This window comes from Ensifer canadensis (assembly GCF_017488845.2).
GTDB classification, from domain to species: domain Bacteria; phylum Pseudomonadota; class Alphaproteobacteria; order Rhizobiales; family Rhizobiaceae; genus Ensifer; species Ensifer canadensis.
Map to the genome: position 1 here is coordinate 937,577 of NZ_CP083374.1, position 9,302 is coordinate 946,878.

A 9,302-nucleotide genomic window follows, 5' to 3' on the forward strand; every position below is an offset into this window, starting at 1 on the left:
CCCGAGACGATGAAACCGAAAACCCGATGAATTTGCAAGGCTCCCGAACGGGAGAATGCCCATGCCCAGGACTAGCGGCGTCATAGCCCATCGGCCGGCACCAAAGGTGTGCCGAACACGACCATTCAGAGCGTGCCTTACAACACGCTGATCGACGATCCGACGGCCGATGCGAACGGAGCTCGTCCGATCACGGCAGGAGGTACCGGGCCGAACTAAGCCCCGTTCGATCCCGGCAAATATCCCATGACGCGCAAGCAGTGGGACGCCCTGACCAGCGTGCGCACAAAGTGCGTTGACCCTAGGAGGCATTCGCAGTTTCGAGAGGAACAGGCCGGCTGCCTTAACAATGAAACTGGAAATTCTCTCTTTCGATCCGTTTCATGAAGCAACCCACCGATCCGAGCCCTGAATCATTGAACTTAGGCGGTTGCAGGCAGGGGCGTGCGATTCTACCTTGAACGTATGATGGCTTCAAAGATAAACCATGTGATCAAACCAGCATTGGCTTGCCTGCTAAGCGCGGTGACGTGTGGCCACGTACAGGCCCAGGGTCATGACATGGCGCTGCGGGGACTACTGCGAGCAGCCTACCAAAACATGGCAACGACTCATGAGTGTCGCGACATCATCGGTCCGTCCGGTTACGTACTGGCCCGAGCGAAGGCAGCGAATGCTTTTCGTCTGACCGGCATGCCAACGGATGTTGCATTTCGGGCGGTGGAGAAGATGGTGCGCAAGATCGAAAAGAACGCCACCAAGAAGACCGCCTCGTCATCCCTGAGCGAATGCATCGCAATGACGCGGCAGTCGGAGGGGAACCTTCGCTTGTGGCAATCGAAAATAGACGGTTCGACTTGGCGATAAGTTACGGGTGTGTCGGTTGACACGGCTTTGACATTGGCTGTCTGGAGGGCCGAGTTGGTTTCAGATTGTCATCTGTTCACCGATTTCACGACGCGATTTGCCGTCCTGGTAGCCGGACAGGCCCGCGGATCGCTTATCAGCGTCCCGCGCCCAAGGTAAAATGACGTTTGCATGATCTCGGACTGGAAACCGGCTCGCTCACAAAATGTGAGAGCCTTTGAGACGTTCGGCTCGTCCATGAAGCCAAAAGTGATGTCGATGCGCGCAAACCGCTCCGATAGCTTTCTCATCTGCAAGCGCCCTGGCTCCGGCACATACGGTCGCTTCGACGTCTTCACCGTCAGGATGACGTCGTTTTCGTGCAGCAGCACCGCTGGGGTCTTGTCTCCCACTCTCGTCAAGAGACGGCACGTCAACAGAGTGGGCCGACTCTCTTCGATCGTGGCGACGACTACCTGAGGGGTTCCAGTTCTTATCCTTATCCAGAAATTGCCACGTCGCGGGCTCGGGCTATACGGCTATCAAGCTCCTCGAGCCGGCGAACAAAACCGATATTGGCAGGCTGAAGTGCCACGGCCTCGGCAAGCATTTCCCGCGCTGTTGCGAGTTTACTGTCGCGGATATGACGGTTGGCCCGATGATACAGGAAATTCACGCGCTCCACGGGCGAGAAACCCTCGCCAAAGCGAGCCTGCAACCGGTCGGCGCAAGCGGGATGGCGAGCGATTGCCGAGACCGCGATTTGGTAGGGCCTCATGGGTGCGGCGACACGAACCACGCGGGCAAGTTCCCGTAGGCCCGTGACGTTGTCCGCTCGGCAAGAGTCGATGAGCGAAAGAGCCCGCTCTGTTCCAATGAAGGCACGGACGGTGCCATGTCCGGTCATATGGACCGGAACGAGCCGCGTCTCTGCTTGGAGCGCCGCGATCTGCTCCGCGTGCCGGCGATCGACCGAATGGAACGGATCGAAAAAGACATAGCCGCGGCCGGCCGCTTGGTCGGGGGCGATCCCCATATTGGTGTGAAGCTTGGGCGAGAAATGTCGCGTGAACCGGCGATCGAACGGTACTGCATTCGGGTCAATCGAGGCTTGCGGGCAGAAGGCGATGGCGACGGTCGCATCGAAGCGCCGACGATAACGCAGCGCCGCATAGCCGCCCTGTGAATGACCGTAGAGGACACGCTCCGGCGCGGCACGCAAAATGGGTTGCGCCGCGTCGACCGCCTTAACGATGCTCGCTGCCGGAAACCAGTTGGGCCGCCTGCTGATGAAGCCGAGCGCGGCAATGTCGGCTTTTTCGCAAAACCGTTGCGCCCAGAACCGACTGCCGTTGGCCTGCATCTCCATCTCATTAAAGGTGACAAGAAGATAACGCGAGGATCCCGCGCGGTGAATTACCTCAATATTCTCGTCGGAATAGATGAGCATGCAGTCACTCCCATAGATGTACTCAGTATACTTCTAATTTTGAACCAATTTGTCTTGTCGGGCGAGCCAGAGAATATTTGAACTCTTTGAAAACTCAATCCACAGGGCATTACGCGCGCGATGAATCGCACCGAAAAAAATACCAAACAGCGGTACACCAGAGTTGGCTTCGAGATGATAACTGAAGGGAAAGGGCGAGAATGGGCATTACGACACAGCGGCTCACTCTGCGACCTTGGGTCGAGCGGACGGAGAGTGAGCGTCGCCGTGATCGGTTCAAAGCATCATTCGAATAGGGTCATCGAGCGTGGAGCGATTTGGACTGCCTGCATGAAAGTTTCTACGCCCTTCAGGACGATGTGGCCTCAACCGGAACGAGGCGCGCCTCAGAGTGAAGCCGTGATACCGCCGTCGACATGACAAAGGAGGAGGCGTCCGAAGACAAAAAGATGCAGGCGCCGACGAGTTCTTCGATCTTGCCCCAGCGGCCGGCGGGCGTGCGCTTTTCCAGCCAGGCGAAAAGGTCGGATCAGCGACGAGTGCGGCGTTCAGCGGCGTGTCGAAATAGCCCGGTGCAGCGGTGAGCCTCCATCCACCACGCCGAGCACGCCGCGGCCCAGCTCAGTTTGCGCGACGATCACCTGCGGGGAGACTAATGAGGATGGCGCTCGAAGCAGGCAAGTATCACGAGTTGCGCTGGCGCGGGCTGTTCACGTTTGTGAATGGCATTCGTTGACGACGTCCATATGTAGGGATGTCGAACGGGAAGACGCAGGCCCTCATAACGCAGGGCGAAGACAAGATGCGCCTTTAGGACGGTGTCCGGCTGATGACTTGGAGTATACAGATTCCACCCATCCGCCTGATAGACTTTGTGGCGCTGGTCGATCACCGTGAGCGTGATCGACACGTTTAGATCATAGGCGTCGATCAGCGCGGCATAACCAATGGCAGCCAGCGGCCATGAAAAACGGTTACGTCTCGTGAAAAAGGCTTCTGCTACCCAAACACCATGAAATCCGATTCTTGCTCATGAAAAATCATTCCTAAGAGACAATTTCATGAAAAACGATAACATCCAACCTGTCTCGAGACCATGCTTGTAAGTTCCATAACAAGTCTTACGCGATCTTATCGTGTAGCCGAGTACATTCTATTTTCAAGTGCGACATGCCAATGATTTCAATGGTTTCCCCTTGGAGATTTTGGGATGTCACGAAGCTATTCGCAGCTGAATCTGGCGGATCGCCGCCGCCTCTATCACTTTGTCGAACGCAAGGTGCCGATCAATGAAATGGCGCGCCAACTCGGTCGTCACCGTTCCACCATCTATCGCGAGATCAGGCGCAATACATTCCACGATCGCGAACTGCCCGAATACAGCGGCTACTTCCCAACGGTTGCCGACGACATCCGCAAAGAGCGGCGGCGGCGTTTGAGGAAGCTGATGCGGCACCCGCAATTGCGCGCACTGGTCATCGAGCAGCTGGAGGCGCTGTGGTCACCGGAACAGATCGCCGGTCGCCTGTTCGCCGATGGCGTGAGCGCCGTCCGCGTCTGCACCGAGACGATCTATCGCTTCATCTATGGCAAGGAAGATCAGGCGCTGGAGCTCTATCAGCATCTGCCAGAAGGCCGTCGCAAGCGCCGCCCGCGCCGCTCCCGCAAACCCCGCGACGGCTCGATCCCGTTGGACTGCAGGATCAGCCAACGCCCTGATTTCATTGCCGATCGGTCTCAGTTCGGCCACTGGGAGGGTGATCTGCTGATCTTCCGGCGCGACCTCGGTGAAGCCAATGTCACCTCGCTGGTCGAGCGCAAGAGCCGCTACACGGTGATGATCAAGAATGGCAGCCGTCACTCTCGTCCGCTCATCGACAAGATCATCGATGCCTTCTCACCGCTACCCGCCTTTGCCCGGCAGAGCTTCACCTTCGACCGTGGTACCGAGTTTCGCGGTTTCAAGGCTTTGGAAGATGGACTCGGCGCCAGGAGCTGGTTTTGCGATCCGAATTCACCGTGGCAGAAAGGCGCGGTCGAGAACACCAACAAGCGCATCCGTCGCTTTGTGCCGAGCGATACGGACCTGTCTGCCGTCAACCAGCCGCAACTGGTCGCCCTCGCCCACCATCTCAATTCACTGCCGAGGAAGTGCCTTGGTTACCGCACGCCCGCCGAAGTCTTCATGGCCCATTTGCGCGAAAGTGGCTAACCCTCTACGCTTCACACGTCATTGTTGCACTTGGATTAGATTCTCCACCGCAAAGTTGAAGTGTCCTGATCCTGCAAAGTAAGAATGTCACTCTCCCCGGGTTTTGATGACCTGGGAGATTGCGGATGGGATTGATTGCGATGAGCGAGCGTGACCTGCAGCGGATTGAGGTCTTGTCGAAAGTGATTGCCGGGCGGATGACGCTGGTGTCGGCGGCCCATGTGCTTGGCTTGAGTACCCGCCAGGTGCGTCGTCTGTTGGACCGGATCGGCGCTGGCGGTGCGGCGTCGATCCGGCACCAGGCGATCGGCCGGCCATCGAACAACCGGATCTGCGACGGCGTACGCGATTACGCCATGGCGATCGTGCGCGAGCGCTATGCGGACTTTGGTCCGACGCTGGCGGCCGAGAAGCTTGCGGAGCGTGATGGTCTGACGGTGTCGCGCGAGACCTTGCGCCAATGGATGTCGGAGGCCGGCCTGTGGCTGTCGCGCAAGCAGCGACGGACGTTCCATCAGCCGCGGCTGCGGCGCGAGGCCTACGGCGAGCTGGTTCAGATCGACGGTTCCGAGCATCGCTGGTTGTCTAATCGCACTCCATCCGTCAAGCTGGTTTGAGCACGCAATTCCCTTGCCGGCTTGCGAGAGAGGCAACACGGCTGGAACGGATTGAATGGACTGCCCTCACCGGCCATGTCCTTCAGAGCTATCCAGTGCTGGGAGCAGGGTTGTCTCCGCGGTCGACAAATGTCGCCGCACAATGGTCTTCGCAGGTGGGATCTTCCTAATGTTCGAAACGCAGTCTCAACGAGCTGCAGCCAGCGATAGCGGAATGATCCTGCCCACGTCCGCAGCAGGGACGCTCAGCACGCAAAGTTACATGGCGCGCTGAGGGACGAAGGCTGAGCGTCTCCTATATGGTCGCGCCAGCCGATGCGTTGAACACTTCTCCCGTCTTGAGCATGCTGTGCATGATGACCGCGAGTTTCCGGGCGACGGCCACAGCGGCCCGCTTGAAGCCAAGTCGCTCCCGCAGCTTAAGTCCCCAACTCTTGAGACTGCTCTCGGTCCTGGCACTGGTTCTCGTCAGCAGCGCTGTCGCCGCTTCATAAAGCAGCCCACGTAAACGATTGTCACCCCTTCGCGAGATATGGCCGTCACAATCGACTTCGCCTGATTGGTAGCGCCGGGTTGTCAACCCAAGCCAGGCGCCAACCGACCGCGACGTTCGAAAGTTTCCTGGGTCTTCAATTGCCGTAACGTAGGATACCGCCGTGACTGCGCCGATGCCCGGGATTGTCATCAACAGCTTCGTGGCTTCGCTCTCACGTGCCACTATCAGCAACTGGCGACCAAGATCGGCTGCGCGCTTGCGGATATCGTGCCACGCCTCCAAAAGAGGCAAGATAATCTTCGCAAGCTCGTTGTTCCCATCCAAAAGCTTCCGCACATCGCCATCAAACACTCGCCCCTTCGTTTTCGGGATGATCAGACCGAAGGTCTTCATCAGGCCGCGGATTTGATTGCCAAGTTGTGTCGAGATGTTCAGGAGTTGTTCGCGGGCAGCCACCAATGTGCGGGTCATCATAGCGTCAAACGACTTGACGCGAACCGCTTTGTAAAAGCCCGCTTCAGCGAGTTGCGCTAAACCATCCGCATCGTTGGCATCAGTTTTGTTGAGCGTCTCGTTCAGTACCTTTTGCGCGTGTCGCGCTTCAATGCAGATCGCCGGCAACCCCTCGCTCGTCAGCGCGTGATAGAACCACGTCGACAGCGGTCCCGTTTCGAATACCACGCGCTGGGCGCGCGGAGCTTTTTTGCGGATCATCTGTGCGAGAAGATTGGGATCCGAAGGACATTTCCCCCGCCAGATCCGCTTCCCGTCTTCCCGGATCGAGATTGCGGTGTCTTTCAATGAAACATCAAGCCCAATATATTGGTTCATGGTTGCCTCCATCCGATGTTTGGGCCCGGTTCCAATCGAGAGCCCGTTTTTTCATCCTATCGGGGGCAACCACCCTCGCCAGCCAAAAAGCCAGAGACGGTCGCGCCGCGATTACTCCATGTTCGAAGATCGCGGTGATCCATGTTCATTACTGGTGTTCATCGATGATGCGACCGGCAAGCTGATGCAGTTGCGGTTTGTACGATCGGAAAGTGCGTTCAGCTACTTCGAGGCGCTGGAACTCTATCTGAAGGCGCATGGTGCTCCAGTCGCCTTCTATTCCGACAAGCATTCGGTGTTCCGGGTTGCGAAGAAGGATGCCAAGGGCGGCCAGGGCATGACCCAGTTCGGGCGTGCACTTTGCGAGTTAAACATCGAGATTCTTTGCGCAAACTCGAGCCAGGCCAAGGGCCGCGTCGAGCGGATGAACCGGACGCTACAGGACCGGTTGATTAAGGATCTGCGCCTGGAGGGCGTCTGCGGCATGGACGACGGCAACGCTTTCCTGCCTCGGTTCATGGAGCGCTATAACCGCCAGTTTGCCATTACCCCTGCCAGATCTGATGATCTGCATCGGCCGCTGAACCTTGCCCCGGATCGGCTGCGCGACGTGCTATGCAAACGTGAGCAGCGTTATGTCGGTGCCCAGTTGACGTTTTCGTTCGAGCGCCAGCGGATCATGCTGGAAGAGAACGAGGTGACGCGCGGGCTGGTCGGTCGCTATGTCGAGACCTACGCGCCTGCCGACGGCAGGCTGGATGTGCGTTGGAAGGGGCATTCCCTACCCTACCGGGTGTTCGACAAGGACCAGCGGGTGACGCATGCGGCGATCACCGAGAACAAGCGGCTCGGTGAACTCCTGACCTACATCAAGGAACGTCAGGAGCAGCAGACGAAGCCCGCCGTGAAGACGAACAGCGAGAAGAACGGCTACGTTCGACGCGCGCGCGGCCCGGGACGTCGGAAGGATTTCATGAACGATCCTGCGGTCATTGCCCGGCGGCGACAGGCGCTCTCTGACCTCGATGCGGCGGAATGACCGGCTGCTTCAACTGTCCAAGCTAAAGCCGAAGGGGAGCGTCTCATCCGCCCCCTCCCTTCCCTTGCAACCCGGCCCAGCCGGTCCGCTCGGGGGCTTGCCTCAGCGCAAGTGGACATGCCGAGTGTCCTATTTCTAAATGGCTGAAGACGTATCCAAAGTGACATTCCAACTTTGCACAACCGCGGACAGTTCAACCTGGCCGCCACATATCGTGTAGCCGGGTACATTCTATTTTCAAGTGCGACATGCCAATGATTTCAATGGTTTCCCCTTGGAGATTTTGGGATGTCACGAAGCTATTCGCAGCTGAATCTGGCGGATCGCCGCCGCCTCTATCACTTTGTCGAACGCAAGGTGCCGATCAATGAAATGGCGCGCCAACTCGGTCGTCACCGTTCCACCATCTATCGCGAGACCAGGCGCAATACCTTCCACGATCGCGAACTGCCCGAATACAGCGGCTACTTCCCAACGGTTGCCGACGACATCCGCAAAGAGCGGCGGCGGCGTTTGAGGAAGCTGATGCGGCACCCGCAATTGCGCGCACTGGTCATCGAGCAGCTGGAGGCGCTGTGGTCACCGGAACAGATCGCCGGTCGCCTGTTCGCCGATGGCGTGAGCGCCGTGCGTGTCTGCACCGAGACGATCTATCGCTTCATCTATGGCAAGGAAGATCAGGCGCTGGAGCTCTATCAGCATCTTCCGGAAGGCCGCCGCAAACGCCGCCCCCGTGGCTCAGCCACGGGTGGCTCTTGAAGAGCGTTCTGAGCTGCTTCTAGTGGGAAGTCGTCCATCTAGAAGACGGCCCATCAGCGTGCCCGCGCGACCGACGCCGGAGGCTGAGGTAATTCGGACACTGCGCAAGGACTGCAAGTGCGGCCAACTGATGTTGTCGGTCACCGCTTGCGGACGAACTCGGTGCGCAGGACCAGACCCTTGATCGCGTCGTGCCGGCAGTCGATCTCGTCCGGGTTGTTGGTGAGCCGGATCGACCTGATGACTGTGCCCTGTTTGAGGGTCTGGCCGGCACCCTTCACCTTGAGGTCTTTGATCAGGACCACAGAGTCTCCGTCGGTAAGAGGATTACCCGACGCATCGCGAACCTCCGCAGCCTGCGCGGCCTCCGCGGCGATTTCCGAAACCGGCCGCCATTCGCCGGTCGCCTCGTCATAAACGTAGTCATCGCTCTGGTCGCTCATGTTCGCTCCGCTGTAGTAGCCTGCTTGTCTTTATCGGATCGCCGCGATGCTCTCGGCATCGGCTGCTAACCCATAAGTGCCTCTATCCCTATCACCCCGCGAAATCAAATCGCGGTTTAGCGCCGGAGGCGAACCCAGCGAACGAGCAGTTGAGATCGATCTCCGGCGCATCGTCGGTGACTCAAGATTTAGGCTTGAAACATGAACTTCAATGCGTCACTAGTTTAGATTAACAGCTATGGAATAAATCTGAATGATCACAGCTGCACAGATGCGTGCCGCTCGTGCCCTTGCCGGCATCGACCAGAAGATGCTTGCAGAGAAGGCCGGCGTGTCAGTACCGACGATCCAGCGCATGGAGGCCAGCGAAGGTATTGTGCGTGGCGTGGTCGAAACGTTGACGCGAGTGATCGAAGCGCTCAATGCCTGCGGCGTAGAGCTGATCGGCGACAACCAGCCGAGCGAGCGCGGTGGGCGCGGTGTCCGTCTAGTCCAGCCGGGTCCATCCGTCGATGCGAAGAGGTGAAACGCGGAGTTCTCTCCAACGGCGGCAATCGCCGACCGTGACGTCGACGTCCCGTCGCCTATAACGAAGGGCCGGAATAACAA

7 protein-coding genes and 5 pseudogenes are annotated in these 9,302 nt (G+C 58.4%); 6 read left to right on the top strand and 6 right to left on the bottom strand.

The features are described 5' to 3' along the window. The first annotated feature begins 468 nt into the window (after nt 1-468). Entirely contained in the window at nt 469-867 is a 399-nt protein-coding gene (locus J3R84_RS37715; RefSeq protein ID WP_203529109.1) for a hypothetical protein, read from the top strand. 68 nt (nt 868-935) lie between these two features. Here J3R84_RS37715 and J3R84_RS37720 read toward each other — a convergent pair whose 3' ends face one another. From J3R84_RS37720 to J3R84_RS38650, 4 genes and pseudogenes are all read right to left on the bottom strand, one after another. Further along, nucleotides 936-1,238, bottom strand: a complete 303-nt coding sequence (locus J3R84_RS37720; RefSeq protein ID WP_207932877.1) for a KUP/HAK/KT family potassium transporter — start codon at nt 1,236-1,238, stop codon at nt 936-938. A 107-nt stretch (nt 1,239-1,345) separates the two neighbouring features. Next, entirely contained in the window at nt 1,346-2,296 is a 951-nt protein-coding gene (locus J3R84_RS37725) for an alpha/beta hydrolase family protein (RefSeq protein ID WP_203529111.1), read from the bottom strand. A gap of 386 nt (nt 2,297-2,682) precedes the next feature. Then, a pseudogene (locus J3R84_RS37730) lies at nt 2,683-2,872 on the bottom strand (SDR family oxidoreductase); the annotation flags it as partial. Then, nucleotides 2,872-2,940, bottom strand: a pseudogene (locus J3R84_RS38650) (adenosine-specific kinase); the annotation flags it as partial. The pseudogenes J3R84_RS37730 and J3R84_RS38650, both read right to left, overlap by 1 nt. Nucleotides 2,941-3,506: 566 nt before the next feature. Between J3R84_RS38650 and J3R84_RS37735 the strand changes: the two are divergent. Both J3R84_RS37735 and J3R84_RS37740 read left to right on the top strand, forming a co-directional pair. Continuing rightward, nucleotides 3,507-4,508 carry an IS30 family transposase gene (locus J3R84_RS37735; RefSeq protein WP_025428792.1) on the top strand — a complete coding sequence of 334 codons (1,002 nt, stop codon included), beginning with the start codon at nt 3,507-3,509 and terminating at the stop codon, nt 4,506-4,508. A gap of 125 nt (nt 4,509-4,633) precedes the next feature. Then, nucleotides 4,634-5,122, top strand: a pseudogene (locus J3R84_RS37740) (helix-turn-helix domain-containing protein); the annotation flags it as partial. 298 nt (nt 5,123-5,420) lie between these two features. On the opposite strand, the gene J3R84_RS37745 reads toward J3R84_RS37740, so the two are convergent. Continuing rightward, nucleotides 5,421-6,452, bottom strand: a complete 1,032-nt coding sequence (locus J3R84_RS37745; RefSeq protein ID WP_113569836.1) for an IS110 family RNA-guided transposase — start codon at nt 6,450-6,452, stop codon at nt 5,421-5,423. Between the two features lie 109 nt (nt 6,453-6,561). Here J3R84_RS37745 and J3R84_RS37750 point away from each other — a divergent pair. Together J3R84_RS37750 and J3R84_RS37755 are read left to right on the top strand one after the other, a co-directional pair. Further along, nucleotides 6,562-7,491: pseudogene (locus J3R84_RS37750) on the top strand (ISNCY family transposase); the annotation flags it as partial. Nucleotides 7,492-7,779: 288 nt separating this feature from the next. Next, a pseudogene (locus J3R84_RS37755) lies at nt 7,780-8,220 on the top strand (transposase); the annotation flags it as partial. Between the two features lie 170 nt (nt 8,221-8,390). Here J3R84_RS37755 and J3R84_RS37760 read toward each other — a convergent pair. Continuing rightward, nucleotides 8,391-8,693: an alkylphosphonate utilization protein gene (locus J3R84_RS37760; RefSeq protein WP_057207743.1), complete on the bottom strand. Its 303-nt coding sequence runs from the start codon at nt 8,691-8,693 to the stop codon at nt 8,391-8,393. Nucleotides 8,694-8,946: 253 nt separating this feature from the next. On the opposite strand from J3R84_RS37760, the gene J3R84_RS37765 reads away from it, so the two are divergent. Continuing rightward, on the top strand, nt 8,947-9,219 hold the full coding sequence (locus J3R84_RS37765; protein ID WP_025430787.1) for a helix-turn-helix domain-containing protein: 273 nt from the start codon (nt 8,947-8,949) through the stop codon (nt 9,217-9,219). Nucleotides 9,220-9,302: the final 83 nt, after the last annotated feature.

Bases quoted from the DNA above. Each gene is read 5' to 3' on its own strand.
- J3R84_RS37715 (WP_203529109.1), top strand. From the start codon at position 469: ATGGCTTCAAAGATAAACCATGTGATCAAACCAGCATTGGCTTGCCTG.
- J3R84_RS37725 (WP_203529111.1), bottom strand. From the start codon at position 2,296: ATGCTCATCTATTCCGACGAGAATATTGAGGTAATTCACCGCGCGGGA.
- J3R84_RS37735 (WP_025428792.1), top strand. From the start codon at position 3,507: ATGTCACGAAGCTATTCGCAGCTGAATCTGGCGGATCGCCGCCGCCTC.
- J3R84_RS37745 (WP_113569836.1), bottom strand. From the start codon at position 6,452: ATGAACCAATATATTGGGCTTGATGTTTCATTGAAAGACACCGCAATC.
- J3R84_RS37760 (WP_057207743.1), bottom strand. From the start codon at position 8,693: ATGAGCGACCAGAGCGATGACTACGTTTATGACGAGGCGACCGGCGAA.
- J3R84_RS37765 (WP_025430787.1), top strand. From the start codon at position 8,947: ATGATCACAGCTGCACAGATGCGTGCCGCTCGTGCCCTTGCCGGCATC.